Origin of the sequence: Streptomyces sp. NPDC088157 (genome assembly GCF_044741545.1) — a bacterium.
GTDB lineage: Bacteria > Actinomycetota > Actinomycetes > Streptomycetales > Streptomycetaceae > Streptomyces.
In genome coordinates this window covers 466,692-492,406 of record NZ_JBIUSU010000004.1, presented here as the reverse complement: position 1 = coordinate 492,406, position 25,715 = coordinate 466,692, and the positions used below count along the sequence as shown (strand labels likewise).

General features: G+C 71.5%; 24 protein-coding genes and 1 pseudogene. 16 read left to right on the top strand and 9 right to left on the bottom strand.

Features of this window, described 5'->3' with window-relative positions; all coding sequences use genetic code 11:
• Positions 1 to 17: 17 nt before the first annotated feature.
• The 3 genes from ACIPFH_RS18070 to ACIPFH_RS18060 all read right to left on the bottom strand — a co-directional run bounded on the left by ACIPFH_RS18070 (position 18) and on the right by ACIPFH_RS18060 (position 1,785).
• Entirely contained in the window at positions 18 to 485 is a 468-nt protein-coding gene (locus ACIPFH_RS18070; RefSeq protein WP_356259711.1) for a peroxiredoxin, read from the bottom strand.
• The gene (locus ACIPFH_RS18065) at positions 482 to 880 is read right to left on the bottom strand and encodes a hypothetical protein (protein ID WP_401827547.1); all 399 of its coding nucleotides are present in this window, start codon (positions 878 to 880) and stop codon (positions 482 to 484) included. Before ACIPFH_RS18065 ends, ACIPFH_RS18070 begins: the two co-directional genes overlap by 4 nt.
• A 386-nt stretch (positions 881 to 1,266) precedes the next feature.
• The gene (locus ACIPFH_RS18060) at positions 1,267 to 1,785 is read right to left on the bottom strand and encodes a MarR family winged helix-turn-helix transcriptional regulator (RefSeq protein ID WP_401827546.1); all 519 of its coding nucleotides are present in this window, start codon (positions 1,783 to 1,785) and stop codon (positions 1,267 to 1,269) included.
• A gap of 725 nt (positions 1,786 to 2,510) precedes the next feature.
• Between ACIPFH_RS18060 and ACIPFH_RS18055 the strand changes: the two genes are divergently transcribed.
• The 8 genes from ACIPFH_RS18055 to hemC all read left to right on the top strand — a co-directional run bounded on the left by ACIPFH_RS18055 (position 2,511) and on the right by hemC (position 9,588).
• Entirely contained in the window at positions 2,511 to 3,551 is a 1,041-nt protein-coding gene (locus tag ACIPFH_RS18055) for a zinc-binding dehydrogenase (RefSeq protein ID WP_401827544.1), read from the top strand.
• Positions 3,552 to 3,787: 236 nt separating this feature from the next.
• Positions 3,788 to 4,987 carry a histidine kinase gene (locus tag ACIPFH_RS18050; protein ID WP_401827542.1) on the top strand — a complete coding sequence of 400 codons (1,200 nt, stop codon included), beginning with the start codon at positions 3,788 to 3,790 and terminating at the stop codon, positions 4,985 to 4,987.
• Between the two features lie 82 nt (positions 4,988 to 5,069).
• Complete coding sequence (locus ACIPFH_RS18045; RefSeq protein WP_401827541.1) at positions 5,070 to 5,552, top strand: LuxR C-terminal-related transcriptional regulator; 483 nt, start codon at positions 5,070 to 5,072, stop codon at positions 5,550 to 5,552.
• A 20-nt stretch (positions 5,553 to 5,572) separates the two neighbouring features.
• Positions 5,573 to 6,532, top strand: a complete 960-nt coding sequence (locus ACIPFH_RS18040; protein WP_401828061.1) for an ATP-dependent DNA ligase — start codon at positions 5,573 to 5,575, stop codon at positions 6,530 to 6,532.
• 154 nt (positions 6,533 to 6,686) lie between these two features.
• Complete coding sequence (locus ACIPFH_RS18035) at positions 6,687 to 7,463, top strand: NPP1 family protein (protein WP_401827539.1); 777 nt, start codon at positions 6,687 to 6,689, stop codon at positions 7,461 to 7,463.
• 78 nt (positions 7,464 to 7,541) lie between these two features.
• Complete coding sequence (locus ACIPFH_RS18030; protein ID WP_401827537.1) at positions 7,542 to 8,060, top strand: hypothetical protein; 519 nt, start codon at positions 7,542 to 7,544, stop codon at positions 8,058 to 8,060.
• Positions 8,057 to 8,524, top strand: coding sequence for a GNAT family N-acetyltransferase (locus ACIPFH_RS18025; RefSeq protein ID WP_356258934.1), 468 nt, complete (start codon positions 8,057 to 8,059; stop codon positions 8,522 to 8,524). The genes ACIPFH_RS18030 and ACIPFH_RS18025 overlap by 4 nt, the downstream gene beginning before the upstream one ends.
• A gap of 128 nt (positions 8,525 to 8,652) precedes the next feature.
• A complete protein-coding gene (gene hemC / locus ACIPFH_RS18020; protein ID WP_401827535.1) occupies positions 8,653 to 9,588 on the top strand; it encodes a hydroxymethylbilane synthase in 936 nt (311 codons plus the stop codon).
• A 33-nt stretch (positions 9,589 to 9,621) separates the two neighbouring features.
• Here the strand turns inward: hemC and ACIPFH_RS18015 are convergent, their stop codons facing one another.
• The 3 genes and pseudogenes from ACIPFH_RS18015 to ACIPFH_RS18005 all read right to left on the bottom strand — a co-directional run bounded on the left by ACIPFH_RS18015 (position 9,622) and on the right by ACIPFH_RS18005 (position 11,568).
• On the bottom strand, positions 9,622 to 10,143 hold the full coding sequence (locus tag ACIPFH_RS18015) for a hypothetical protein (RefSeq protein WP_356258940.1): 522 nt from the start codon (positions 10,141 to 10,143) through the stop codon (positions 9,622 to 9,624).
• Between the two features lie 191 nt (positions 10,144 to 10,334).
• A pseudogene (locus ACIPFH_RS18010) lies at positions 10,335 to 11,173 on the bottom strand (ATP-binding cassette domain-containing protein); the annotation flags it as partial.
• Complete coding sequence (locus tag ACIPFH_RS18005) at positions 11,113 to 11,568, bottom strand: MarR family winged helix-turn-helix transcriptional regulator (protein ID WP_401827534.1); 456 nt, start codon at positions 11,566 to 11,568, stop codon at positions 11,113 to 11,115. The gene ACIPFH_RS18005 and the pseudogene ACIPFH_RS18010, both read right to left, overlap by 61 nt.
• Before the next feature lie 255 nt (positions 11,569 to 11,823).
• Here ACIPFH_RS18005 and ACIPFH_RS18000 point away from each other — a divergent pair, with 255 nt between their 5' ends.
• Positions 11,824 to 12,615, top strand: a complete 792-nt coding sequence (locus ACIPFH_RS18000) for a SigB/SigF/SigG family RNA polymerase sigma factor (RefSeq protein ID WP_401827532.1) — start codon at positions 11,824 to 11,826, stop codon at positions 12,613 to 12,615.
• Positions 12,616 to 12,618: 3 nt separating this feature from the next.
• Here the strand turns inward: ACIPFH_RS18000 and ACIPFH_RS17995 are convergent, their stop codons facing one another.
• Complete coding sequence (locus tag ACIPFH_RS17995; RefSeq protein ID WP_401827530.1) at positions 12,619 to 12,954, bottom strand: ANTAR domain-containing protein; 336 nt, start codon at positions 12,952 to 12,954, stop codon at positions 12,619 to 12,621.
• A gap of 100 nt (positions 12,955 to 13,054) precedes the next feature.
• Here ACIPFH_RS17995 and ACIPFH_RS17990 point away from each other — a divergent pair, with 100 nt between their 5' ends.
• Positions 13,055 to 13,858: a VOC family protein gene (locus tag ACIPFH_RS17990; protein WP_401827529.1), complete on the top strand. Its 804-nt coding sequence runs from the start codon at positions 13,055 to 13,057 to the stop codon at positions 13,856 to 13,858.
• 21 nt (positions 13,859 to 13,879) lie between these two features.
• Here ACIPFH_RS17990 and glgX read toward each other — a convergent pair whose 3' ends face one another.
• Complete coding sequence (gene glgX / locus ACIPFH_RS17985; RefSeq protein ID WP_401827527.1) at positions 13,880 to 16,015, bottom strand: glycogen debranching protein GlgX; 2,136 nt, start codon at positions 16,013 to 16,015, stop codon at positions 13,880 to 13,882.
• A 35-nt stretch (positions 16,016 to 16,050) separates the two neighbouring features.
• Positions 16,051 to 16,563 carry a pep a2 gene (locus tag ACIPFH_RS17980; RefSeq protein WP_401827526.1) on the bottom strand — a complete coding sequence of 171 codons (513 nt, stop codon included), beginning with the start codon at positions 16,561 to 16,563 and terminating at the stop codon, positions 16,051 to 16,053.
• A gap of 295 nt (positions 16,564 to 16,858) precedes the next feature.
• Between ACIPFH_RS17980 and ACIPFH_RS17975 the strand changes: the two genes are divergently transcribed.
• From ACIPFH_RS17975 to ACIPFH_RS17950, 6 genes are all read left to right on the top strand, one after another.
• On the top strand, positions 16,859 to 17,158 hold the full coding sequence (locus ACIPFH_RS17975) for a DUF5133 domain-containing protein (protein WP_356266188.1): 300 nt from the start codon (positions 16,859 to 16,861) through the stop codon (positions 17,156 to 17,158).
• 74 nt (positions 17,159 to 17,232) lie between these two features.
• Positions 17,233 to 19,188: an alpha-1,4-glucan--maltose-1-phosphate maltosyltransferase gene (locus ACIPFH_RS17970; protein WP_401827525.1), complete on the top strand. Its 1,956-nt coding sequence runs from the start codon at positions 17,233 to 17,235 to the stop codon at positions 19,186 to 19,188.
• A 32-nt stretch (positions 19,189 to 19,220) separates the two neighbouring features.
• On the top strand, positions 19,221 to 20,957 hold the full coding sequence (gene treS / locus ACIPFH_RS17965; RefSeq protein ID WP_401827523.1) for a maltose alpha-D-glucosyltransferase: 1,737 nt from the start codon (positions 19,221 to 19,223) through the stop codon (positions 20,955 to 20,957).
• Positions 20,958 to 20,985: 28 nt separating this feature from the next.
• Positions 20,986 to 22,347: a maltokinase gene (locus ACIPFH_RS17960; RefSeq protein WP_401827521.1), complete on the top strand. Its 1,362-nt coding sequence runs from the start codon at positions 20,986 to 20,988 to the stop codon at positions 22,345 to 22,347.
• A gap of 5 nt (positions 22,348 to 22,352) precedes the next feature.
• On the top strand, positions 22,353 to 24,557 hold the full coding sequence (gene glgB / locus ACIPFH_RS17955) for a 1,4-alpha-glucan branching enzyme (protein ID WP_401827520.1): 2,205 nt from the start codon (positions 22,353 to 22,355) through the stop codon (positions 24,555 to 24,557).
• A 58-nt stretch (positions 24,558 to 24,615) separates the two neighbouring features.
• Positions 24,616 to 25,704: a glutamate--cysteine ligase gene (locus tag ACIPFH_RS17950; RefSeq protein ID WP_401827518.1), complete on the top strand. Its 1,089-nt coding sequence runs from the start codon at positions 24,616 to 24,618 to the stop codon at positions 25,702 to 25,704.
• Positions 25,705 to 25,715: the final 11 nt, after the last annotated feature.

Here is a 25,715-nt window from a genome sequence, read left to right as displayed (position 1 = left end):
CCGTCCCGCTCCGGCGCTCAGCCGCGGTGGGCGCGCAGCGCGTCGAGGGCGCGGTCGGCGTGGGTGTTCATCCGCAGTTCGCTGCGTACGACCTCCAGGACGGTGCGGTCCTTCCCGATGACGAAGGTGACCCGCTTGGTCGGGGCCAGGGAGAAGCCGCGCTTGACCCCGAACCGTTCCCGTACCGCTCCGTCGGCGTCCGAGAGCAGCGGCATGCCGAGTGAGTGCCGGCCCGCGAACTCCTGCTGGCGGTCGACGGAGTCCCCGCTGATGCCTACGGGCCGGGCGCCCACCGCGGCGAACTCGGCCGCCAGGTCCCGGAAGTGGCAGGCCTCGGCGGTGCAGCCCGTGGTCAGGGCGGCGGGGTAGAAGAAGAGGACCACCGGCCCGTCGGCGAGCAGGTCCGTCAGGCTGCGCACCGTGCCGGTCTCGTCCGGCAGCGAGAAGTCCTCGACGAGATCGCCGGTCTCCGGGGCCTTGGTCACGACCGTCCCTCCGTGCCGCTCGCGGCGCCCGCACCGGCGGCGACACTGCGTGCCCACATCACCAGGGGCACCTGGAAGGGCAGCCGGGCCACGGCGGCGGCCTTGAGCGGAGCGGGGCGGTGACGCCAGTCCCACGCCATCTTGACGTTGGCGGGGAAGACGCCGACGAAGAGCGCGGCCGAGGCCAGTGCCGCCACCTTGCGGGTACGGGGCAGGGCCACTCCCGCCGCCAGCACCAGCTCGGCGACGCCGCTGGCGTGCGTCCAGGCCCTGGGCGAACCCGGCAGAGCGCGCGGGACGATCGCGTCGAACGGGCGCGGGACGGCGAAGTGGGCTGCGCCCATGCCGGCCAGCAGGCCCGCCAGCAGCAGGGGTGAACGTTCGGACCGGGGCACGGTTCCTCCTCTGATGACCTGGCGGCCGACATTACTGGAGGGTAGACGGGGGTCCGGAGGCGGGGTCGCGAGGCAGGTCCCGGGGCCGGGCTCCCCAACTCGCCCATGACGTGCCGGGGTTGCCGCGGGCCGGACACAGCCTGCGGGAACGACCGTCCGTCTGGACATGGGCACCGCGAGCGGCGTCACGCTGGGGTTGACGGTCAGCGTCGGGGGCGCCGCCGCTCCTGCCCTGGGCGCGCTCGCGGACGCCACCTCCCTGCGGACGGGTCTGCTCGCCTGCTGGTACCCCCATCGCGGCCTGGCTCCTGCTGCGCGGACTGCGCGAGCCGGGCGCCGCGACCACGGCGCCGGCCGGGACAGCGGCCGGCTCGCGCGCCTGAGGGTCAGGCGCGGGGGGCCGGGGCGGACTGTTCTGTCTCCTCCTCGATGGAGTGCGAGAGGAAGTCGTCGACCATGCGGTGGAACAGCGAGGCGAGCTGGCCCAGCTCCTGCGGGGACCAGTCGGCCAGGGCCAGCTGCATTCCGCGGGCGCCCGCGTCGCGGACCCGGTCGATGGCCGCGCGACCGGCCTCGGTGAGCTGGATCCGCTGGGCCCGGCCGTCGTCGGGGTCGGGGACCCGGGTGACGTACCCGGACTTCTGGAGCTGCTGCACCGTGCGGGTCACATGGGAGGCCTCGACGCCCAGCCGCTGTGCCAGCTCCCCGGGCCGCAGCGGCTCGGAGTCGGCGACCTGTCGCAGCAGGGCCACGGCGGCGCGGTCCAGCGGCACGCCGGCCAGTGCCATCAAGCGGTCGTGCTGGCGGGCGCGAGTGCTCAGATACGTGATGCGGGTGAGCGCGCGCTCGATCTCGATCACTTCCGGAGTCGCGGCGGAGGGCAGCGGGGACGGTTCGGTGGACATGGGACCCACTTTACCATCTTGTTGCGTAACTCAAGTAAGTTACTGCCCGCGTGTACCGCGGCTCCCGCGGACAGGTGACGCGCGTACACCTCTGCCGCGTCACGCGGATGGTACGCGGACGCCCATACCCGGGCGGTGCGCCATGGCTGGTCGCACGCCACTCCCACCGCGCCGGTCGGCCGATCGCCCTGCCGGGCACGCCCCCCAGGTGGGCGGCCCAGGTGAGGGGCCGCTCCGCCCCGACCGCTACCGGGAAGGCGGGCGGCGCCTCCGACGGCGAGGGGAGGCGCCTCCGGCAGCGAGGGAGGTGCCTCCGGCGGCGAGGGGCACGCGAATGAACCCACCCTGGCCCTCTACTTGCCTAACTCAAGTAATTACATCGTTTGCTTGACTCAAGTAATCCACATGTGTTTGCCTAACTCAAGCAATCCGGGAGCCGCCTGAGCGGAGGCGCCTTCCCGGCCGCCGAACCCGTGGGGACGGGGACCGGCGCGGTCCCCGGGCCCGGCAGCCGGCACACCCCCGGCCGGCGCCGGGCCCCGGGACGCTCACCTCTCCACGCACGCGCCGCCGCCCCGGCCGCTTCTCCCCCGCCGAGCGCAGCACGGCCTCCCGACATCCACTCCCCGGGAGGATCACGCTCCCCCGGACTGCGTCAGGACTTCCACGAGCCCGGTGGCACCTCTCCCGGGCAACCGAATTCGAACAGCGAGAAAGGCTCCCTCATGAGCACGATGAAGTCCGTCCGGACCGGCGGGGCCGGCAAGATCGACGTCGTGGACGTCGAACGACCGGTGCCCGGCCCGAAGGACGCGCTCGTACGGATCCGCGCCTGCGGCATCTGCGGCACCGACGTCACCTTCCTGCACATGGGCGGCATGCCCGCCCGTGCCCACCTGGGCGGCGAGATGATTCCCGTGGCGCTCGGCCACGAGCCGGCCGGCGAGGTCGTGGAGGTCGGCGCCGATGTGGACGGTCTCAAGGCGGGCGACCGCGTGGTCGTCAATCCGCAGGACGCGCCCACCGGCATCATCGGCTGCGGCGGGAAGTTCGGCGGGATGAGCGAGTACCTGCTGATCGAGAACGCCGAGGTCGGAAAGAGCGTCGCCGTCTTCCCCGACACCGTCCCCTTCGACGTGGCCTCGCTCAACGAGCCGATGGCCGTGTCCCGACATGCCGTCAACCGCTCCGAGGCGAAGCCGGGCGACAAGGTCGTCGTGTTCGGCGCCGGGCCGATCGGCCTGGGCGCGGCGATCTGGCTGAAGCTGCGCGGTGTGGAGCACGTGGTGGTCGCGGACGTGATCCCCTCACGGCTGGAGAAGGCACTGGCCGTGGGGGCGGACGCCGTCGTGAACTCGGCCGAGGAGGACGTGTCCGCGCGGCTGACCGAACTGCACGGCCAGAGCGCCAACGCCCTCGGCCAGCCTCGGCCGGGCACCGACGTCTTCATCGACGCGGCCGGCGCTCCGGCCGTCTTCAACACCGTGGTCCTGTCGGCGAAATGGGGTGCGAAGCTGGTCATGGTGGCCGTGCAGAAGAAGGGCGAGATCGACCTCGGCGGCATGCTCCGCAGCGAGCTCACCCTCGTCGCCTCCCAGGGCTACCCGACCGAGATCTTCGAGGTGACCCCGGAACTGGTCGAGCACCAGGAGCGGTTCGCCAAGCTGATCAGCCACCGCGTCCCGTTCTCCGAGGCCGGCCGCGCCTTCGAACTGGCCCTGACTCCGGGCGCGGCGGAGAAGGTCGTCGTCACGCTGGACGACTAGCCACGCGGGACGGCCGGTCACGCTGGACGGCCGGTCACGCTGGACGGCCGGTCAAGTTCTACGACCGGGTTCGTCCTCGGCGCGCGGGTCCGCGCGGGTCTCAGCGCGCGGTCTCCGCGCGCCGGTCCGCCGACCGGGAAGGTGTCGGCCGGCCGGTGGCCCACGCCGTTCTCCCCACCGGTTCCCACCCTTCCCACCGTCCCCCCTTCGCTGCTCTTCGAGAGGAACGGCACTCCATGCGCGCGACCCTGCGGCAGGCGGCGCGGGCCACGGTTCACCTCTTCCTGGCCGCCGCCATGGCCTTCGGGGCGTACCTCTTCATCACCGTCCTGCTGATCGCCGCCACGGGGGCGGTCGCGGTGGCCGGGATCTGGCTGCTTCCCGAGACCGTGCTGCTGATCCGCCGGATCGCCGGGGCCAAGCGGCGGCTGACGGCGTCCTGGACCGGCCGGGAGATCCCGGAGGCGTACCAGCCGATCACCGGCCCGCTGCGGGAGCGGCTGCGGACGGCCGTCCGGGATCCCGGGACGCTCACCGACGTGCGCTGGCTGGCGGCCTACTACGCCTACGGCTGGCTGACGGTGCTCGTGCTGCCGCTGTGGCCGTCGGGCCTCGTCGTCGACGGTGTGTGGCGGGGACTGCTGCGCCGGGAGGCGGTGGTCCTGCCGCTGATCGTCCGCCTCGCCGACCTCGAGGCGAGCTGGTCGGCGGCCCTGCTGCGGCCCTCTCCCAAGGCGCTGCTCGCCCGTCGGGTCGAGCAGCTCACCGCGACCAGGGCGGACGCGGTCGCCGCGCACGGCGCCGAACTGCGCCGCATCGAACGGGAGCTGCACGACGGCACCCAGGCGCGGCTGGTCGCGCTGTCGATGAGGATCGGACTGGCCCAGAGGGCGTACGGGGCCGACCCTGAGACGGCGCGCAAGCTGCTCACCGACGCCCAGGCGCAGGCCGAGGAGGCGCTCACGGAGCTGCGGCACGTGGTCCGGGCCATCCATCCGCCGATCCTCACCGACCGGGGACTCGTGGGAGCCGTACGGGCACTCGCGGCCAGGTACGGATCCCTCCGGTCGACCGGAGCCGAGAGCGAAGCCCAAAGTGCTGCGGAGCTGCGGGTGACCGTGCGGACGGACCGGTTCCCGGCCGGCCCCCGGGCGCCGGCCGCGGTGGAGGCGGCCGCGTACTTCGTGATAGCCGAGGCGTTGACCAACGCCGCCAAGTACAGCGGGTCCTACCGGGCCGAGGTCGAGCTGGCCCGCTCCCGGACCGGGCTGAGCCTGCGGGTGCGCGACGAGGGGTGCGGCGGCGTCGACGAGAGCGCCGGATCGGGGCTGCTGGGCATGCGGCGCCGCGTGGCCGCCCTCGACGGGACGGTGCGGGTGACCAGCCCGGTGGGCGGTCCGACGGTGATCGAGGTGGAGCTGCCGTGCGTGTGGTGAGCGCCGGCTCGGCCGCGCAGCCGCCGAGTGCGACGACGGTCCCCGGGCGGCAGGCGCCGACCGCACCCGCACCGTCGACTCCATGACGGCCGTCCTGCTCTGCGCGGCCGGACGTCACCGCCGACGCCCTCCTCGACGGGATCCTTACCGTCGCCGCCCGCGAATCGCTCTTTCCCCGCTCGGCGTCCGCTCCCTGACCGTCCGTTTCCTCGCCTCCCCCGCGGAGGGCGCCCGCCTCGGCTCCCCCGACGTCCTGGCCGGGCTCACCGCCCGCGAGGGCGAGGTGACGGCCCGGGTCGCCGAGGGAAGCTCCAACGAGGAGATCGCCGACAAGCCGACCGTCAGCCCGCTGACGGTCCGGCGCCCACGTCCACCGCGCCAGGACGGAACTCGGCGCCCGGGGCCGTGCGCAGCTGGTCGTCATGGCCTACCGGTCGGGTCCGGTCCGGGTGCCCGTCCCCCTGCCGGACGAGCACCGAGGCAGAGACCGGCACAGCTCCGTTCAGGGGAAACCGCGGCGCGTTCCGCGTGCGGCGGTCCGGCCGCGTCCACAACTCACCCGTGACCCTCCCTCTCATCTCCCCCATGCTCGCCACCCCGGGACGGCTGCCGCCCGCCGCCCAGGACGCTCGCTGGGCCTACGAGACCAAGCAGGACGGGCAGCGGGCCGTGGTCTATCTCGCCGGGAACGGGAGCATCACCCTGCGCGCCCGTTCGGGCGAGGACATCACCGGCGCCTATCCCGAGCTGCGGTCGCTGGGCGGCGCGCTCGGCACCACGTCGGCCGTGCTGGACGGCGAGATCCTCGCCCTGGACAGCGAGGGCCGGGCCGACTTCCAGCTGCTCCAGTCCCGGATGGGCCTCGTCCAGGCGCCGGCCAGGGCCGCACGGCTTGCCGCGACGGCACCCGTCCACCTCGTGCTGTTCGACGTGATGCATCTCGGCGGGCGCTCCCTTCTCCCGCTGTCCTACACGCGGCGCAGGGCCAGGCTCGAGACGCTGGCGCTGGACGGGCCGTTCTGGTCGACGCCGGGCGCCGTGGTCGGACACGGAAGGGAAGCCCTGGAGGCGACCCGCGCCCACGGCCTGGAGGGGCTGGTCTGCAAGCGGCTGGACGCGGTGTACGAACCGGGGGTGCGCTCCCGCGCCTGGATCAAGATCCGGAACATGCGCGTCGCGGACGTCCTGGTCGGCGGCTGGCTGCCCGGCAAGGGGCGGCTGACCGGGCTGCCCGGCGCCGTCCTCGTGGGGCAGCGGGCGGCGACGGGTCTGCGGTACGTCGGCGGTGTGGGCACCGGCTGGAGCGAGGCCGAGCGGGTCGAACTGGCGACCCTCCTGCGGGCGGCCGCGACCGACGAGTGCCCCTTCGACGCCGTGCCGCAGGTGCCGGGCGACGCGCGGTGGGTCGTGCCCCGGCTGGTCGGCGAGGTCCGCTACAGCACACGGACCCGGGCGGGGCTGCTGCGCCAGCCGTCCTGGCTCCGGCTGCGGCCGGACCTGACGCCCGAGGAGTCGGCGGCGGACCTCCCGGACATTTCCGCCTGACCTCACCTCAGCAGCCAAGTATTGGGCTGTGCTTCACCACGGATACGCCTGCGACCTCTTGGCGCGGAAGGGAAAACCGGGGAAGCTGAGCTGCTTTTCAACTCCCTCTCCCCACACAGCCGTTCGGCTGCGCCCGGTCCCCGAGGAGGACGCAGTGTCGTCACCGAAGTTCAAGGCCCACCGCAGGAGGTGGCTCACCGGGTTCGCCGGTGCCGCCGCACTCGTCCTCGCCTTCCCGTCGGCGGCCTTCGCCGCCCCGCCGACGGCCCTGCCGTCCAATGCCGAAGCCGCCGAGCTGACGTATCAGCCCGCGTTCGACTACGACACGGACGGCTGCTACTCCACTCCCGCCATCGGCCCCGACGGCACGATAAACGGCGGACTGAACCCCACCGGCGCCCTCAACGGCAGCTGCCGGGACGCCTCCGACCTGGACAACACCAACAGCTACTCGCGCTACAAGTGCAACAACGGCTGGTGTGCGTACATGTACGGCCTGTACTTCGAGAAGGACCAGGCGGTGGCGGGCAGCAGCATCGGCGGGCACCGGCACGACTGGGAGCACGTCGTGATCTGGGTGCAGAACGGCCAGGTCCAGTACGTCTCGACGTCCAACCACGGCTCGTTCACCGTGACCGCGGCCTCCGGCGTCCGGTTCGACGGCTCGCACGCGAAGATCGTCTACCACAAGGACGGCATCCGCACGCACTGCTTCCGGCTGGCGAACTCGGGCGACGAGCCGCCGGAGAACCACAAGGGCACCTGGCAGTACCCGCCGCTGGTCGGCTGGAACGGCTATCCGACGGGCCTGCGCGACAAGCTGAGCGCGTACGACTTCGGCAGCGCCAACTTCGGCCTGAAGGACGCCAACTTCACCAACCACCTGTCGTCGGCGAAGCCGTCCGGGATCGCCTTCGATCCCGCCGCGTGAGCCGCGGCCGCCGTCCACCGCCGGGGTGCGCGCTCCCCGACCGTGGACGGCGGCGCACACACGCCCCATGATGTCCGGATGGATCTTCTCGACGAACTGCCGCCGGCCGTGTCGGCGAAGGAGCTGCTCGCCCTCGCCGAGGCGCATCACGCCCGCGCCGCCCGGCCGTTGGGCACCCGGGAGGCCGCGGGGCACCTCGTCAAGGCGTACGCGCTCGAGGCGCCGGGGCGGACGGTGACGGAGCCGGCCGCCCGGGAGGCGCTGCGGGTCGCCGCCGGCCACCTGGAACTCGGGGCGCTGCGGGGCTCGCTCGGCCTGGCCGTCGTACTGGTGCACGCGGGCGGCGACGGGGACTACCTCCTGGTGCACACCTGGATCGAGGGCCATATGTCGGACCTGGCGGTGTTCACGGGTCCGGTGGGCCGGCCGAAGGACCTGCGTCCGGGGCGGGTGGGGCTGGCGCCCTGCGTGTGGGAGGCGGCCGTCCTGGCCCATGAACGCGACGCCTTCGCACGGCACGTCCTCGACGGCACCGGCCCCCTCGTGGAACGGCTGGCCGCGTGGGGCGCGGACACGGTCGAGGGGGACGTCCGGTGACCGCCGTCGCACGCGTCCGGCACGCCGAGCGGTCCGATCTGCCGCGTGTCGCCGAACTCGCCGCGCAGCACGCGGAGTACGAGCGCGCCGCCCCGCCCGTGCCCGACCTCGCGAAGCGGCTGGCCACGCTCCTCTTCGACGCCCCGGTGCGCCGGCTGTACTGCCTGGTCGCCGAACTGCCCGACGGCGAGGTCGTCGGCTACGCGACCTGCTCGCCCGAGCTCTCCACCTGGGAGTGCCGCGAATACCTGCACATGGACTGCCTGTTCCTCGTCCCCGGCCACCGCGGTCTGGGTCTGGGCGTCCTGCTGATGGACGCCGTGGCGGCCCAGGCCCGGGATCTGGGCCTGAGCGAGGTGCAGTGGCAGACCCCCGCCTGGAACGAGGGGGCGATCCGGTTCTACGCCCGGCTCGGCGCCCTCGGCTCCGACAAGAGGCGCTTCACCTTCAAGGCGGCCCCCTGACGGCCGTCGGATGAGCGCCCGCCGCTCGTCAGCGGGCCCCGGTGACCCGCCGCGGGCGGGCTGTCCGACCGTGGCCGAAACCGCGGAGCGGCACGGCGCACGCCCCGCGAGGGTCTATCGTGTCCCGCATGTCCGTTCCGGAACTGATCCGTATCGTCTCCCGCGACTCGCCCATGGCACTGGCCCAAGTGGAGCGCGTGCGCTCGGAGTTGACCGCCCTGCACCCCGGTGTGCGCACCGAGGTCGTGCCGGTGAGGACGACCGGCGACAAGTGGATGGGGGACCTGTCCCAGGTCGAGGGCAAGGGCGCCTTCACCAAGGAGGTCGACGCCGCGCTGCTGGCCGGCGCCGCGGATCTCGCGGTGCACTGCGTCAAGGACGTACCGGCGGACCGGCCGCTGCCCGCGGGCACGGTGTTCGCCGCGTTCCTGAAGCGGGACGACATCCGGGACGCCCTCGTGCACCCGGGCGGCCGCACCCTGGACGAGTTGCCTGCGGGGACGCGCATCGGCACCTCCTCCGTGCGCCGGGTCGCCCAGCTCGCCGCCACCCATCCCCACCTGGAGTGCGTGCCGTTCCGCGGCAACGCCAACCGGCGGCTGGAGAAGCTGGCGGCGGGTGAGGCGGACGCGCTGCTGCTCGCCGTGTCCGGCCTGGAGCGCATCGACCGGCGGGACGTCATCAGCGAGGTGCTGTCGCCGGAGACGATGATGCCGCCGATCGGCGCGGGCGTCCTCGCCCTCCAGTGCCGCGAGGGCGACACCGACGTCATCGACGCCGTCAGCGGGCTGGGCGATCCGGCCACCCACCGGGAGGCCACGGCGGAACGCATGTTCCTGCACGTACTCCAGGGCCACTGCAACAGCCCGATCGCCGGCTTCGCGCACGTCGACCGCGGCGGCGAACTGTCCCTGCGTGCCTGTGTGTTCACCCCGGACGGCAAGACCAGGCTGAACGCCCACGAGTGGGCGGGCCGGCTCGACCCGGCGACGCTCGGCACGTCGGTGGCGGTGGCGCTGCTGCGGCAGGGCGCGCGCGAGATCATCGACGGCATCCCGCACTGACCGCCTGCCGCACCCCGAGGGGCGCGGCACCCGTCAGGCGCTGCCCTCTTCGGCCTGGTCGCGCAGGAAGTTGCTCACCTGGCGGGCCAGGCTGTCGCGTGCGGCGCCGGCCGGGGCGCCGCCGGATCCCTCGGCCAGCCCGATGCCGCCCGTCCACAGCCGGCGGTCGGCCCAGTCGTCGTCGACCCGCAGCTGGATCTGGACGTCCACCTGGCCGAGCGACGCCTCGGGTCCCGCCGCGTACAGGACGGCGGTGGCCCGTCGCAGCGGGTAGACGTCGAAGCCCTCGATGAACTGCGAGTTGCGCCAGTCGATGAACGCGCTCTCGCCCTCGGGGCCCAGCCGCACGTCGATCTGGCCGTCCTCGAGGTGGATCGTGGAGTGCTTGGCACCCCGGTTCTCGACGGTCACGCGCAGACAGAAGTACGTCAGCCCCTCGGCTGCGTCGTCGCGTCCTCTGGGCGGCTCGCTCTGCTCCAGACGGTGGACGAGGACGCGCAGACCGGCATACTCGTCGTACTCGTGCCAGTCCCCGACCACGTTCGGCTCGTACACAGTCCACCTCTCGACTTCTACCGGCTGCTTCCTATCCGTGCGCCGATCGCACTGTCAAATGAGCAGAATGCGCTGTGGCCAGGGAATTCATCCCTTTTGATCGCTGATCAAGCCGTGCGCAGGGAGAATCCGCCCGCGGGCCGCGAAAGGGCTTGCCGGAGGCGTGCCGCACATCACGTTCCCGGGCAAGATCAGCGGGCCAGCCGGCCCAGGAGCGCCGAGGCCGCGGTGATGCCGAGCGCGGCGGCCACGAACAGCACCCCGAAATCGAGGGCGAAGTGCGCGGCGGTGCCGAGGAGCAGCCCCCGCAGCGCGTCCACCTCGTAGCTGAGCGGGTTCACCTTGCTGACGGCCTGGAGCCAGCCCGGCATGATGTCGACCGGGTAGAGGGCGTTGGAGCCGAAGAAGAGCGGCATCGTGATCGCCTGGCCGAAGCCCATGAGGCGGTCGCGGCTCAGGACGATGCCGGCGACGTCCCGGAAGACGTCCTCCAGGGTCGGCAGCGGGGCCGTGGCGGGCGCTCCCTCGGCCCGTCGGCGTTCACCGAGACCCTGCCGGAGCTCGACGGGGGTGCCGAGGGCGCGGATCCGGCCGCGGTGCATCAGGCCGACCCGGTCGCAGTACTGGTCGGCCTCGTCCATGTAGTGCGTGGTCACCAGCACGGTCATGCCGGTGGCCTCGCGTACGGCGGTGATGTGCTCCCAGACACCCGTTCGGGCGATCGGGTCGAGACCGATCGTCGGTTCGTCGAGAATCAGCAGCCGTGGCGCGCTGACCAGGGCCTGTGCGAGACCGGCAGCAGGGTGGTGATGCACCGGATGGCGGTGGCCTTGCCGGCTCCGTTGGGCCCGAGCAGGCCGAAGACCTCGCCCTCCCGAACGGTCAGATCGAGCCCGTCGACCGCCTTGGTGTCACCGAAGGCGTAGGCGAGCTGTGCGCAGGCGACGGCGTCCGCGGCGCTGTCGTTCGTCATGGCTCCCCGGCCTCCTCGTGCAGCGTGACGGCGAGCGCGCGCAGGGCGGGAAGCGCCGCGCGCAGAGCCTCCCGGTCGGCGGCGTCGAGACGGGCGACCTGCCGGCCGACGAGCGCGGCGCGCCGCTCCTGCCAGGCCCGCAGCCGGGCCTCGGCCGCCTCGGTGAGCAGCAGCCGGGCGGCGCGCCGGTCGGCCGGATCGGTCTCGCGGATCAGGTAACCGTCCTTGACCAGCTGGTTGACCAGGGTCGAGACGGAGTTGCCCGCCAGATACAGCTCCCTGGCCGCGTCCGAGACGCCGATGCCGGGCCGCGCCTCGATGAGGCGCAGCAGCTCGACCTCGGCGCCGCGCAGCCGGGGCACGGTCAGACCGGCCCGCAGCCGCCGTCTGAGCAGCCGCTGGACACCGACGAGCGCGTCGGCCAGTTCTTCCGGGAATGTCTCCTGGTCCACGCGGCGAATTTACCTCTGCGTCAGAGGTAAATCCCTCGAAGGGGCGTCAAGAGCGGCACGAGCCAGCGGGACAAATCCGTATAAACTGTTTCAAGGTGACTGACGACGGGAATCGGAACAAAAGTGCTTCGGACAGGAGGCACGTCCGTGGGATCCCGCCGACGGCCGATCCCGGGTGTTCTCCCGTCAGCCTCAGCGCGCGACTCCCACGGCGCCCGACCATCCATCGGCACCCTCCCGAGGGAGGCGCGCGTGATGCGCAGCACTGTGAGAACGAAACAGCATCCCCACGACGACGCCCCGGACACGGGCGAATCCTTCGCGCGGCTCGTCGGGCTGCCCGACGGACCGGAGCGCCAGGTGCTCAAGGACGAGCTCGTCCGCCTCTGGCTGCCCATGGCCGAGCGGATCGCCGTCCGTTTCCGGGGGCGAGGCGAGAACCTCGAGGACCTGTACCAGGTCGCCGCCCTGGGACTCGTCAAGGCCGTCGACCACTACGACCCGGAGCGCGGCCGCGCCTTCGAGGCGTACGCGGTACCGACGATCACCGGTGAGATCAAGCGGCACTTCCGCGACCACATGTGGACGCTGCACGTGCCGCGCCGGGTGCAGGACCTGCGCAACCGGGTCCGCAACGCCGTGAAGGAGCTGTCGCAGACGACTCCGGGCCGGCCGCCGACCGTGGCCGAGATCGCCGCCTGCGCGGAGCTCACCGAGGACGAGGTGCGCACCGGGTCGGAGGCACTGGAGTGCTTCTCCGCCCTGTCGCTGGAGGCCGAACTGCCCGGCACCGACGGCTACGCCCTGGAGGACGCCCTCGGCGACCCCGACCCGGGATACGACACCGTCGTCGACCGGGTGGCCGTGGCTCCCTGTCTCCGGGCCCTGCCGGAGCGCGAACGGAGGATCCTGTACCTGCGGTTCTTCGTGGGCATGACGCAGAGCCGGATAGCGGAGGAACTGGGCATCTCGCAGATGCATGTCTCACGTCTGCTCAGCGGCTGCTTCGCGCGGTTGCGCGAGGAGATAGCCGCCGACGCGGGGTGACCTTCACCCCAACGGGGGCGCGCCGGGGATCTGGGTGGGACCGTACCGGTCCAGGAGGTCCTCCAGCTGCGCGCGGATCTCTTCCGGCATCTCCCCCACGCGCCCCCAGACGAGGATCAGTTCGGCGACGTAGCGCAGCTTGATGTTGGTGTGCTGCGAGACCTCCTTCAGCACGAGCCAGCCCTGGTCGGGCGTCATCCGCCCCAGGGCGACCACCACTCCGATCGCCTGGTCCACCACGGCATGGGAGGCGACCGCCTCCTTCAACTGGTCGACCTCGCCCTGGAGCGCGATGATCCGCGCCGTTTCATCCCTCGATCCATGCGGTACTCGGCTCACCGCTCCATCGTGCCACCGGGGGACTCGGCAGGCGCCCGCGACGGTTCCGGCCGGACACTGGTGGTAGCCCCCGCCGGCCGAGACCAGGAACGCGAGTGCCATGAACCATCGCCCGACATCCGCCCCCGGTGCACGCGGATCCGTCTCCACGGACTCCGTGTTCGGTGCGCCCTGCTGGGTGAGTCTGACCAGTCGCGACCTGGACGCCACGCAGGACTTCTACCGGGCCGTGCTGGGCTGGGAGTGGCGCCGGGGCGTGCTCGGCGACCACTTCCGTACGGCGCTGGTCGGCAGCGTCCCGGTCGCCGGGGTGGCCGCCGTCGCCACGATGTGGCAGATGGCGGTCGCCTGGACGCCGTACTTCGCGGTACCGAGCGCGGACGAGGCCGCGTCCCGGGCCCGGGAGCGCGGCGGGACCGTGGCCGTCGGCCCCATTTCGCTCCCGCCCGGCCGGGCGGCGCTGCTGGCCGACCGGGACGGCGCGACCTTCGGAATCTGGGAGGGGGAGCTGATCGGCAACTGGGAGACCTGGCGGCAGGCGGCGCCCGCCTTCATCAGGCTCCACACCCGCGATGCCTTCGACTCGGCCATCTTCTACGGCGAGATCCTCGACTGGGCCACGGACCGGCCCGGCTGCGTCGAGGTCCACTACGAGCGCGGCGAGGTGGTGCTGCGCAGCCGGGGCGACGTGGTGGCCCGGATCGAGTCGGGCGCGCTGGAGGCGGCGCCCGACCCCACCATCCGTCCGCACTGGCAGGTCCACTTCGCCGTCGCGGACGTGACGGCCTGCGCCAGGGCGGCCGAGAAACACGGCGGCAGCGTGCTGGTCGACACCGCCCACGAGGCCGTGCTGCGCGACCCGGACGGCGCCCAGTTCACCGTGACCTCGCGGCGGCAGCGCTGAACTCGTCCGGGTCGTCCGGTCTCACTTCGAACGGCGCGGGGGCCGCGCCAGGACGATCAGGCTGCGGGCCTCGAGTGTCACTTCCGCGCCCGCCTTGTACTCCGTCTCGTCCGGACCGCCGCCGGGCTGCGCGGTGTCGGCGCACACCGTCCAGCGCTCGCCGTACGCGGCGCCCGGCAGCCGGAAGGCGACTGGTTCCCAGTAGCTGTTGAACAGCAGCAGGAACGAGTCGTCCACGACGGGCCGGCCGCGCGGGTCGGGCTCGGCGATGGCGTCGCCGTTGAGGAAGACACCGACGCTGTGGGCGTCGTCGCGTTGCCAGTCGCGGTCCGTCATCTCGCCCGCGTCCGGCCGCAGCCAGACCAGATCGGGCAGCGGCTGCCCGGCGTGCCGGACGGTCTCGCCCCGGAAGAAGCGGCGCCGGCGCAGCACGGGATGGGTGGCGCGCAGGGCGACCAGGCGGCGGCAGAAGTCCTTGAGGCTCTGCTGCTCGTCGGTCAACCGCCAGTCGACCCACGAGACTTCGCTGTCCTGGCAGTAGGCGTTGTTGTTGCCGCCCTGGGTGCGGCCGAGTTCGTCGCCGTGGCTGAGCATCGGGATGCCCTGCGACAGGAGCAGCGTGGCGAGCAGATTGCGTTGCTGCCGGGCCCGTAGTTCGAGTACCGCCGAGCGCTCGGTGGGACCCTCGGTCCCGCAGTTCCAGGAGCGGTTGGCGCTCTCGCCGTCCCGGTTGCCCTCGCCGTTGGCCTCGTTGTGCTTGTCGTTGTACGAGACGAGGTCACGCAGGGTGAACCCGTCGTGGGCGGTGACGAAGTTGACGCCGGCGCGGGGGCGGCGCCTGCTGCGGGCGTACAGGTCCGAGGAACCGGTCAGCCGGGAGGCGAACTCGCCCAGCGCGCCGGGCTCCGACCGCCAGAAGTCGCGTACGGCGTCACGGTAGGGGCCGTTCCACTCCGACCACAGCGGCGGGAAGTTGCCCACCTGGTAGCCGCCCTCGCCTACGTCCCACGGCTCGGCGATCAGCTTGACGCGGCTGATCACGGGGTCCTGCTGGATGAGGTCGAAGAACGCGGACAGCCGGTCCACTTCGTGGAACTGGCGGGCGAGCGTGGCCGCGAGGTCGAAGCGGAAGCCGTCGACATGCATCTCGGTCACCCAGTACCGCAGCGAGTCCATGATCAGCTGAAGGACGTGCGGGTGCCGCATGAGCAGGCTGTTGCCGGTACCGGTGGTGTCGTAGTAGTGCGACCAGTCGCCGTCCACGAGCCGGTAGTAGGAGGCGTTGTCGATGCCTCGGAAGGAGAGGGTGGGACCCTTCTCGTTGCCCTCGGCGGTGTGGTTGTAGACGACGTCGAGGATCACTTCCAGCCCGGCCTCGTGCAGTGCCTTCACCATGGACTTGAACTCGGTGACCTGCTCGCCGCGGGTGCCCTGGGCGGCGTAGGCGTTGTGCGGGGCGAAGAAGCCGATGGTGTTGTAGCCCCAGTAGTTGGACAGGCCCCGGTCCGTCAGCACGCCGTCCTGCACGTACTGGTGCACGGGCATCAGCTCGATCGCCGTCACGCCCAGCGAGGTGAGGTGCTCGGTCACCGCGGGGTGCGCCAGGCCGGCGTAGGTGCCCCGCAGCGCGGGCGGCACGTCGGGATGGGTACGGGTCAGGCCTCGTACATGGGCCTCGTAGATCACCGTGTCGGCGTAGGGACGCCGACGCGGCTCGTCGTCACCCCAGTCGAAGGCGGGATCGGTGACCACACCGAGCAGGGTGTGCCCGGCGCTGTCCGCCGGGTCGGGCCGGTCGCCGGACCGCTCGAAGAGGGAGGCGTGGTTGTCGATCTGACCGTCGACGGCGCGCGCGTAGGGGTCGAGGAGCAGCTTCGCCGGATTGCACCGGTGGCCGGAGGACGGGTCCCACGGCCCGTGCACCCGGAACCCGTAGCGCTGCCCGGGGCCGATCCCGGGCAGACAGGCATGCCACACGAAGCCGTCGACCTCCGTCAGCGGGACGTCGCGGGCCGATCCGTCCTCGTCGACGAGGACGAGGACGACGCGTTCGGCGACCTCGCTGAACAGTGCGAAGTTGGTGCCCTGTCCGTCGAAGTCGGCACCCAACGGGAAGGGGTGCCCGCTCCAGGCGGGCACCCCGGTACTCCGGTCCATCGGGTCCTTCCGGCCCTTCCGGTTCGGCCGTGAGGTCACCGGGCGTCCTCCAGAACCCCGCGCGTCTCGTCCACCGGGGCGGCCAGGGCCGCCACCGGCAGTTCGCGGGGCACTTGGAGCACCTCACGCAGGTCCGGCGCGGGCGTGGTCGGCACCAGCGGGACGCGTTCACCGGAGCGGGCCCGCTGGGAGAACCAGATGACCTTGCTTCCGGTGTCGGTCGCGCAGCAGCCCCAGCCGTCGCTCATCGCGGCGATGCGCTCCAGACAGGCTCGCAGGTCCTGATCGGGACGCAGTTCACGGTCGGCGCCGCCGATGGCCGTGATCAGGTGCTGCCCGTTCCACCACATCTCGATCGAGGTGTGCTTGTCCGTGGCGTGTTCGTCGATGGCCGTCAGCAGCATCTCGGTGCCGCGGCAGACGGTCTCGACGTGCGTCTCGAGGTCCCAGTACTGGAGGTGAGCGGTCAGGATGCGCCTGACCTGTCCGACCCGTTCCGGACTGACGTCCACATCGAGGTGGTAGTAGCAGGGGACTGCTGTCTTCATCGTCGTTCGCTCCTCACCGGCGAGGCTTACGCTCCTGCTCGGCCCGACGGGCCAGAGTTTCCACTACGAAGCGTGAGCGTTGATCGCTTCAGAGTCACAACCACAGTGCGGCCGCTACGCCATTCGTGCAACACGAGCGCACCACAACCAAGATCCAACAGGACGTTGGGTGATGCGCCGTGCACCATAAGTGAAGGCCTCGGGAGGTTGGACGCTTTTCGCGCCTCTGTGGGTAGGGCCGACCCGCTCGCCACGAGCGACGTACCTCTTGAACTCCCGGAAGGTGACCAGCGCGATGCTGCAACCAGCGAAGACCGAAGTCGCCAGAACCCTGCGCAGTTACCGGGCCTGGGAGCGGGACATGCTGGCGCGTCCCGACGACCGCACGGCGCGCGCCGCTTTCGAGGACTGCGGCTACACGTTGTGCGTGCTGATGGGCAAGCGCTGCGCCCGGGAGGCCGCGGACGCCGCGGAGCAGTATCTGCGGGCCGGCACGGGCGCCCGCCACCGGGAGCGCAGCGCACCGAACCTGAGGAGCGGCGTCGCACGGCTCTCCGTGACGCGGTCCCTCCCCCGCCTGCCGGCGGAGACGTAGCACTCCGCCTCGGTGCGGTCCGATCGCCCAACACCGGGCGAGCGAAGCCATTTTCAGTTGACGGAGGTGCAAAGGTGAAGTCCACCAGGGCGATCGGCCGAATCCCGGTGCGAGACGTCGAACCGCGCGTCGAGTGCGGCAGGCGCCCGGCGAAAGCCGTGACCGGGGAGACGGTGCGGATCTCCGCGACGGTGTTCCGGGAGGGCCATGACGCCATCGGCGCCAACGTGGTCCTCAAGGACCCGGACGGCGGTCGTGGGCCCTGGACACCGATGCACGAGCTCGCCCCCGGCAGCGACCGCTGGGGAGCCGATGTGACCCTGGACGCCATGGGCCGCTGGACCTACACCGTGGAGGCCTGGAGCGACCCGGTCGCCACCTGGCGCCGCCACGCCGAGGTCAAGATCCCGGCGGGGATCGACACGGGCCTGGTCCTGGAGGAAGGCGGTCAGCTGTACCAGCGGGCCGCCGCCCGCGCCCCGCGCGGACCGGAGCGCACCCTGCTGCGGGACGCGGCGAAGAAGCTGCTCGACGACTCGGCTCCGGTGGCCGAGCGCTACGCGGCGGCCCTGACCCCGGAGGTCGACGCCGTCCTCGGCCGGTATCCGCTGCGGGACCTGGTCACCGCCTCCGAACCGCTGCCGCTGCTCGTCGAGCGCGAACGTGCCCTGTACGGCGCCTGGTACGAGTTCTTCCCCCGCTCCGAGGGCACCGCCGAACGCCCGCACGGCACGTTCCGCACCGCCGCGCGCAGACTCCCCGCCATCGCCCGGATGGGCTTCGACGTCGTCTACCTCCCTCCGATCCACCCCATCGGCACGACCTTCCGCAAGGGCCGCAACAACACCCTCGACCCCGGCCCCGACGACGTCGGCGTGCCCTGGGCGATCGGCTCGCCGGAAGGCGGCCACGACGCCGTCCACCCCGACCTGGGGACCATCGAGGACTTCGCCCGGTTCGTGCAGCGGGCCGGTGAACTCGGCCTGGAGATCGCCCTCGACCTCGCCCTCCAGTGCTCCCCCGACCACCCCTGGGTGCACAAGCACCCCGCGTGGTTCCACCACCGGCCCGACGGCACCATCGCCTACGCCGAGAACCCGCCGAAGAAGTACCAGGACATCTATCCGATCGCCTTCGACGCCGACCTGAAGGGTCTGGTCGCGGAGACGGTGCGGGTGCTGCGGCACTGGATGTCGTACGGGGTGCGGATCTTCCGGGTCGACAACCCGCACACCAAGCCGGTCGTCTTCTGGGAGCGGGTCATCGCGGAGATCAACCGCACCGACCCCGACGTGATCTTCCTCGCCGAGGCATTCACCCGGCCCGCGATGATGCACACGCTCGGCCAGATCGGCTTCCAGCAGTCCTACACCTACTTCACCTGGCGCAACACCAAGGAAGAGCTCACCGACTACCTCACCGAACTCTCGGGGGACGCCGCCTCCTACATGCGGCCCAACCTCTTCGCCAACACCCCCGACATCCTGCCCGGCTTCCTGCAGCACGGCGGCCGCCCCGCCTTCGAGATCCGCGCCGTCCTCGCCGCGACCCTCTCCCCCACCTGGGGCGTCTACAGCGGCTACGAACTCTGCGAGAACGCGGCGCTCAAGGAGGGCGGCGAGGAGTACCTCGACTCGGAGAAGTACCAGCTCAGGCCCCGTGACTGGGAGGCCGCCGAACGGGAGGGGCGCAGCCTCGCCCCCCTCCTCACCAAGCTGAACGAGATCCGGCGGGCGAACCCGGCCCTGCACTGGCTGCGCAACCTCCGTTTCCACGGCACGGACAACCCTTCCGTCATCGCGTACAGCAAGCGCTCGGGTTCGAACACGGTTCTGGTGGTCGTCAACCTCGACCCCCACCGCACCCACGAGGCGACGGTGTCGTTGGACATGCCGCAACTCGGCCTGGACGACGGCGAGACCCTGTCCGTGCACGACGAACTGACCGGCGAGAGGTACGCCTGGGGCAGGACGAACTACGTGCGCCTGGAGCCCGGCCGGACACCCGCCCACGTGTTCCTCGTCCGGTGACCCACACCGTCGATCGGAGGCCCCAGCCCGCCATGACCGTCAACTCCCCTGTCCCGGACACCTTCGAGGACACTCCCGCCAAGGACCGCGACCCCGAGTGGTTCAAACGCGCCGTGTTCTACGAGGTCCTCGTCCGCTCCTTCCAGGACAGCAACGGCGACGGCGTCGGCGACCTCAAGGGCATCACCGCCAAACTCGACTACCTGCAATGGCTCGGAGTCGACTGCCTCTGGCTGCCGCCCTTCTTCAAATCACCCCTGCGCGACGGCGGATACGACGTGTCCGACTACACCGCCGTCCTCCCGGAATTCGGCGACCTCGCCGACTTCGTGGAATTCGTCGACGCCGCCCACCAACGCGGCATGCGCGTCATCATCGACTTCGTGATGAACCACACCAGCGACCAGCACCCGTGGTTCCAGGAATCGAGAAAAGACCCCGACGGACCCTACGGCGACTACTACATGTGGGCCGACGACGACAAACAGTACGCCGACGCCCGCATCATCTTCGTCGACACCGAAGTCTCCAACTGGACCTTCGACCCCGTCCGCAAGCAGTACTTCTTCCACCGCTTCTTCTCCCACCAGCCGGACCTCAACTACGAGAACCCGGCCGTGCAGGAGGAGATCCTGGCCGCACTCCGGTTCTGGCTGGACCTCGGGATCGACGGCTTCCGCCTCGACGCCGTGCCCTATCTCTACGCGGCCGAGGGCACCAACTGCGAGAACCTGCCTGCCACGCACGAGTTCCTCAGGCGGGTGCGGCGGGACGTCGACGCGCATTACCCGGACACGGTGATCCTGGCCGAGGCCAACCAGTGGCCCGAGGACGTCGTCGACTACTTCGGCGACTACGCCTCCGGCGGCGACGAATGCCACATGGCGTTCCACTTCCCCGTCATGCCCCGCATCTTCATGGCCGTCCGCCGGGAATCCCGCTATCCCGTCTCCGAGATCCTCGCCAAGACCCCCGCGATCCCCTCCCGCTGCCAATGGGGAATCTTCCTGCGCAACCACGACGAGCTCACCCTCGAAATGGTCACCGACGAGGAACGCGACTACATGTACGCGGAATACGCGAAAGACCCGCGTATGCGCGCCAACATCGGCATCCGCCGCCGCCTCGCAACCCTCCTGGACAACGACCGCAACCAGATCGAGCTCTTCACCGCCCTGCTGCTCTCCCTCCCCGGCTCGCCGATCCTCTACTACGGCGACGAGATCGGCATGGGCGACAACATCTGGCTCGGCGACCGCGACGCCGTCCGCACCCCCATGCAGTGGACACCCGATCGCAACGCGGGCTTCTCGTCCTGCGACCCGGGCCGGCTGTCGCTCCCCGTGATCATGGACCCCGTCTACGGGTACCAGGTCACCAACGTCGAGGCGTCGATGTCGTCGCCCTCGTCGCTGCTGCACTGGACCCGCCGGATGATCGAGATCCGCAAGCAGAACCCCGCCTTCGGCCTCGGCACCTACACCGAGCTCCAGTCCTCCAACCCGGCCGTCCTCGCCTTCCTGCGCGAAGCCCCCCTCACAGCCGACGGAGGGGACGACCTGGTGCTGTGCGTGCACAACTTCTCGCGGTTCGCGCAGCCCACCGAACTCGACCTCAGCCGGTTCGACGGCCGCCACCCCGTCGAGCTGTTCGGCGGGGTCCGCTTCCCGGCGATCGGCGAACTGCCCTATCTGCTCACCCTCGCGGGCCACGGCTTCTATTGGTTCCGGCTCACCAGAGCCGCGTCCCGGATCGGCCGCCGCCTGTGAGCGAGCGCCGGGGAAAGGATGGGTCACCGTGACGAAGACCGCACCCCTGCGACCGGGCAGCGCGAGCGGCGTACGCTCCGGCGGGCCGCTCGCCGCGCTCCTGTGCGAGTGGCTGCCGCGCCAGCGCTGGTTCGCCGGCAAGGACCGGCCCCTCACCGACCTGCGCATGCTGTCGATGACCGAGCTGTACCCGGGCTGCCTTCATCTGCTCGTGCACGCCGATCAGTCGGGCGTCCCGACACCCGGGGGCACTCCACCGGCCGGGGACTGCTACCAGTTGCTCCTCGGCGTGCAGGAACACCTGTCCCCTCGTCTGGGACGGGCGCTGATCGGCAGGGTGGAGGAAGGACCGATGGCCGGTCTGACGGTCCACGACGCCCTTCAGGACCCCCGGTCGGCACATCTGCTCCTGGAGCGGATGCGGCACCCCGGCACGCTGGGCCCGCTGTGCTTCGAGTCCGATCCGACCGTGTCGCTGCCCCCCGGGCTCGCGCCGCGGCTGCTCGAGGCCGAGCAGTCCAACACCTCGCTGGTGTACGGGGACGCGTTCATCCTGAAAATCTTCCGGCGTATCCAGCCAGGGGTGAACCCCGATCTGGAGGTGCCGGTCGCGCTGGCCGGGCAGGGGTGCGGGCGGGTGCCCGCACCCGTGGCCTGGTTCCGCACGACACATCCGCAGGAGGCGACACTCGGCGTGCTCCAGCCGTTCCTGCCCGACGCCTCGGACGGCTGGACACTGGCGCTGCGGGCCCTCGCCCTCGGCGAGGACTTCACGGCGGAGGCCGAGGAACTGGGGCGGGCCACGGCCGACGTCCACCTCGCGCTGGCCGCGGCACTGCCGGCCGGTCCGGACGCCGAGGACGGGCGGACGGCGGCGGCCATGACCGAGCGGCTGGAGGCGGCCGCTCACCATGTGCCGGCGCTGCGCCCGTTCGTACCCGGTCTCACCACCGCTTTCGGCGCGCTCTCCGTGTGCGACGCCGGCCCGCCCGCCCAGCGCATCCACGGGGACCTGCACCTCGGGCAGGTCCTGCGCGCCGGACGCGACTGGTTCGTCATCGACTTCGAGGGCGAACCGTCCCGTCCCCTGGCCGAGCGGCGCAGCGCCCACTCCCCGGTCCGGGACATCGCCGGGATGCTGCGCTCGTTCGACTACGCCGCCCGCCAGCGCCGCCCGTGGCGGCCGGAGTGGGCGCGTCGCTGCCGTGAGGCCTACTGCGCGGGCTACGCCGCCCGCGCGGGCTGGGACCCCCGCAAGAAGCATGCCCTGCTCCGTGCCTACGAGACGGACCGGGCCGTGTACGAAGTGCTGTACGAGGCCCGTAACCGCCCCGACTGGCTGCCCGTACCCATGGCGGCGATCGAACGACTCGCCGTCCGAGGAGGCTGACCCCTGTGGCCCTGCGTGACACCTCTCCGCCCGAGTCGGCCGGCCCCCGCCCTCGCACGGCGCCCGCGCTCGACCCGGCCGACCGTGGGCGCCTGCTCGCGGGCGCCCACCACGATCCGCATGCCCTGCTGGGCGCGCACCCGGTGCCGGGCGGGATCGTCTTCCGCGCGCTGCGGCCCTTCGCGGACGCCGTGAGCGTCGTGATCGACGGAGATCCCACCCCGCTGGTCTCGGAGGGCGAAGGCCTCTTCTCCGTCGTCCTGCCGCTCGACGCGGTGCCCGCGTACACGCTGCTGGTGTCGTACGAGGGCACCGAGCACAAGGCGGACGACCCCTACCGCTTCCTGCCGGCCCTGGGCGACCTGGATCTGCATCTCATCCGTGAGGGACGGCACGAGGAGCTGTGGAAGGCGCTCGGCGCGGAGCCGATGGCCCACCAGGGTGTGACCGGCACCCGGTTCACGGTGTGGGCGCCGAACGCCCAGGGGGTGCGCGTCGCCGGGGACTTCTGTTTCTGGGACGGGACCGCCTTCCCGATGCGTTCCCTCGGGTCGTCCGGGGTGTGGGAACTGTTCCTGCCCGGGATCGGCGAGGGCGCCCGGTACAAGTTCGAGATCACCTCCCGTCACGGTCACCGCTTCCTCAAGGCCGACCCGATGGCCCGGCGCGCGGAGGTGCCGCCGGACACCGCGTCGATCGTCCACGCCTCGCGCTACGAGTGGGCGGACGAGGAGTGGATGGCGCACCGGGGCGACATGCCCGTGCATGTGGCGCCGTTCTCCGTGTACGAGGTCCATCTCCCGTCCTGGCGACCCGGACTGACGTACCGTCAGTTGGCCGATGAGCTGCCGCGGTACGTCAGCGATCTCGGCTTCACGCATGTGGAGTTCATGCCGGTGGCCCAGCATCCGTTCTCGGGTTCCTGGGGCTACCAGGTCACCGGGTTCTACGCGCCGGCATCGCGCCTGGGCACGCCCGACGATCTCAAGTTCCTGGTGGACGCCCTGCACCGGGCCGGGATCGGCGTGATCGTGGACTGGGTGCCGGCGCATTTCCCCAAGGACGACTGGGCGTTGGGCCGCTTCGACGGGGACCCGCTCTACGAGCCCGGTGACTCGCGGCGTGCCGAGCATCCGGACTGGGGGACGTACGAGTTCGACTTCGGCCGGGTCGAGGTGCGCAACTTCCTGGTGGCGAACGCCACCTACTGGTGCGAGGAGTTCCACGTCGACGGGCTGCGGGTGGACGCCGTCGCCTCGATGCTCTACCTCGACTACTCCCGCGACTCCGGGCAGTGGTCCCCCAACGTGTTCGGCGGCCGGGAGGACCTGGACGCGATGGCGTTCCTCCAGGAGATGAACGCCACGGTGTACCGCCGCAACCCGGGCGTCGTGACGATCGCGGAGGAGTCCACCGCGTGGGAAGGGGTGACCCGGCCCACCGACAGCGGCGGCCTGGGGTTCGGGCTGAAGTGGAACATGGGCTGGATGCACGACTCACTGGAGTACATCGCCAAGGAGCCGGTGCACCGCAAGTACCACCACAACGAGATGACCTTCTCGATGGTCTACGCCTACAGCGAGAACTACGTGCTGCCCATCTCCCACGACGAGGTCGTCCACGGCAAGCAGGCGCTGGTCTCCAAGATGCCGGGCGACTGGTGGCAGCGGCGTGCCAACCACCGCGCGTACCTGGGGTTCATGTGGGCCCACCCCGGCAAGCAGCTCCTCTTCATGGGGCAGGAGTTCGCCCAGGGCGCGGAGTGGTCCGAGGCGGAGGGTCCCGAGTGGTGGCTGCTGGACCCGGGGTACGCGTCGGCGGGCGATCACCGGGGAGTGCGGGACCTGGTGCGTGATCTCAACACGGTCTACCGGGCGACCCCGGCCCTCTGGGAGCGTGACACCGATCCGGCCGGGTTCCGGTGGGTGGTCGGCGACGCCGCGGAGGACAACGTCTTCGCGTTCCTCCGCCATGACGCCCACGGCGCTCCGCTGCTCGCCGTCAGCAACTTCTCCCCCGTCGTACGCCACGACCACCGGCTCGCCGTGCCCGACGACGTGCCGGCCTGGCGCGAGCTGCTCAACACCGACGCCGAGCGGTACGGCGGCAGCGGTGTCGTCCATCCCGCTCCCGTCGCATGGCGGGACGGGGGGATCTGCCTCACGCTGCCGCCCCTGGCCACGGTGTGGCTGACGCCGTCGTCCGTGTGAACAACACCGGACGGGGCATTCGGGTGCGTACCCACCCGCCAGAGAAAGGTCGCAGCCCGTGCGCACCGTCGGAGTGGAGGAGGAACTCCTCCTGGTCGACCCCGAGACCGGGGAGCCCCAGGCCCTGTCCGCCGCCGTCCTCGCCCGCGCCTCACGGCGCGGGGCCGACGACGACGTCTTCGAGAAGGAACTGCACAACCAGATGCTCGAGTTCAACACCCACCCTCAGTCGGGCATGGGTGAGCTCGCGGCGGAGATCGTGCGGATACGGGGTGAGGCGGCGCGGCACGCGCGCGAGACCGGGTGCGCGGTGGCCGCGCTCGCCACGTCTCCGCTGCCGGTGCGCCCGTCCGTCGGCACGAACAGGCGCTACCAGTGGATGGCCGAGCAGTACGGCATCGCGACGCGTGAACAGCTGGTGTGCGGTTGCCATGTGCATGTGTCCGTGGACTCGGACGACGAAGGCGTCGCGGTCGTCGACCGGATCCGGCCCTGGCTGTCGGTACTGACGGCGCTGAGTGGCAACTCGCCGTTCTGGCAGGGCCGGGAGACGGACTACAGCAGCTATCGCAGCCGGGTCTGGCAGCGCTGGCCGTCGGCCGGTCCGACCGAACTGTTCGGTTCGGCGGAGCGGTACCACCGGCGGGTGGCGGACATGGTGTCCACGGGCACGATCCTGGACGAGGGCATGGTCTACTTCGACGCCCGGCTGTCGGCGCACTATCCGACCGTGGAGGTGCGGGTCGCGGACGTCTGTCTGCACGCGGACACCGCCGTGCTGATCGCCACGCTGGTGCGGGGACTGGTCGAGACGGCCGCCCGTGACCGGCAGGCCGGCCGGGAACCGGTGGACCACAGCGTGAGTCTGCTCCGGCTGGCCGGCTGGCGGGCCGCCCGCTCAGGGCTCAACGGGAACCTGCTGCACCCCGCGACCATGCGGCCCGCGCCCGCCGAGACGGTCGTCGGGGCCCTGCTGGAGCACGTGGAGGACGCACTGGCGGACAGCGGCGACCTGGAGCGGGCCCGCGCGTCCTGCGCCGGCCTGCTGCGGCACGGCAACGGCACCGAGATCCAGCGCGAGGTGTGGAAGCGCACAGGCAGTCTGCGCGAGGTGGTCACCGCCTGTGTGAAACACACCCAGGCCTGAGGCCGCCTCCC

What these genes read in the sequence shown, in the direction of transcription:
- ACIPFH_RS18060 (WP_401827546.1), bottom strand. Translation starts at nt 1,785, where the DNA reads ATGTCCACCGAACCGTCCCCGCTGCCCTCCGCCGCGACTCCGGAAGTG.
- ACIPFH_RS18055 (WP_401827544.1), top strand. Translation starts at nt 2,511, where the DNA reads ATGAGCACGATGAAGTCCGTCCGGACCGGCGGGGCCGGCAAGATCGAC.
- ACIPFH_RS18050 (WP_401827542.1), top strand. Translation starts at nt 3,788, where the DNA reads ATGCGCGCGACCCTGCGGCAGGCGGCGCGGGCCACGGTTCACCTCTTC.
- ACIPFH_RS18045 (WP_401827541.1), top strand. Translation starts at nt 5,070, where the DNA reads ATGACGGCCGTCCTGCTCTGCGCGGCCGGACGTCACCGCCGACGCCCT.
- ACIPFH_RS18040 (WP_401828061.1), top strand. Translation starts at nt 5,573, where the DNA reads ATGCTCGCCACCCCGGGACGGCTGCCGCCCGCCGCCCAGGACGCTCGC.
- ACIPFH_RS18030 (WP_401827537.1), top strand. Translation starts at nt 7,542, where the DNA reads ATGGATCTTCTCGACGAACTGCCGCCGGCCGTGTCGGCGAAGGAGCTG.
- hemC (WP_401827535.1), top strand. Translation starts at nt 8,653, where the DNA reads ATGTCCGTTCCGGAACTGATCCGTATCGTCTCCCGCGACTCGCCCATG.
- ACIPFH_RS18000 (WP_401827532.1), top strand. Translation starts at nt 11,824, where the DNA reads ATGCGCAGCACTGTGAGAACGAAACAGCATCCCCACGACGACGCCCCG.
- ACIPFH_RS17990 (WP_401827529.1), top strand. Translation starts at nt 13,055, where the DNA reads ATGAACCATCGCCCGACATCCGCCCCCGGTGCACGCGGATCCGTCTCC.
- glgX (WP_401827527.1), bottom strand. Translation starts at nt 16,015, where the DNA reads ATGGACCGGAGTACCGGGGTGCCCGCCTGGAGCGGGCACCCCTTCCCG.
- ACIPFH_RS17980 (WP_401827526.1), bottom strand. Translation starts at nt 16,563, where the DNA reads ATGAAGACAGCAGTCCCCTGCTACTACCACCTCGATGTGGACGTCAGT.
- ACIPFH_RS17975 (WP_356266188.1), top strand. Translation starts at nt 16,859, where the DNA reads ATGCTGCAACCAGCGAAGACCGAAGTCGCCAGAACCCTGCGCAGTTAC.
- treS (WP_401827523.1), top strand. Translation starts at nt 19,221, where the DNA reads ATGACCGTCAACTCCCCTGTCCCGGACACCTTCGAGGACACTCCCGCC.